Here is a 639-nt window from a genome sequence, read left to right as displayed (position 1 = left end):
ACCGCCAGTGGAATACACCGCAGGACGGCCACTCCAAGTGATCGAGCTGGTTGTCGAGGGGGGCGTCGACCTCATCGAGCGGCTCTATCGCTCGCTTTGGGTCAATCCCTGATGGCGCGGCTCGACGAGCAACGGCGCGCCCTCGCAATGAACATTCGCTCCGATCGCGGCGCCGAGAATGAGCTGACGCCCGCGCAGGCACGTCTGTTCGTCCGAAGCCTGCAAACCTCGTGGCTGGTGCCGCCGATCGCGTGGGGGCCGCGAGAATCGCATGAGCAGTTCGATGATGCGCGGCGACTTCTGCATGGCGCCGGGATCTTCCGTGAGATTGATGGTGAGGACTCGCCGGAATCGCTTAGCTGCTATCGTCGCGCGGCCGAGCTGCTCGAATGGCTCGCGCGATCCTCCGATCCGGTGACACGCGATGTGCCAGTCGGCATGCTTGCCGCCGGCGCGTACCAGCTGGCCGGGCTGCCGGCGATGGCGACCAGCCTGCTACGCCAGGGTCGCTACGGTGGTGGCGTCGCCGAGATCTTCGCAGCCTTCCTTGGCGCAGATTTCGAGCGTCTGCTCGCGCGTACTGCGGCCTTTTGGGCTGACAACGCGGCGCTCACTGGCCGCGACGGCTCGGGCCCATTG

Annotated in this window: 1 pseudogene; it reads left to right on the top strand. The window is 66.4% G+C overall.

The annotated features are described in order from the left end of the window. Positions 1–111: 111 nt before the first annotated feature. A pseudogene (locus tag EOA22_RS36300) lies at positions 112–639 on the top strand (DNA helicase); the annotation flags it as partial.

Origin of the sequence: Mesorhizobium sp. M7A.F.Ca.US.014.04.1.1 (genome assembly GCF_003998745.1) — a bacterium.
In the GTDB taxonomy this organism is placed as follows: Bacteria; Pseudomonadota; Alphaproteobacteria; order Rhizobiales; family Rhizobiaceae; genus Mesorhizobium; species Mesorhizobium ciceri.
Note: the sequence above shows the minus strand (reverse complement) of the source record. Positions and strands in the feature narration are given on the sequence as shown.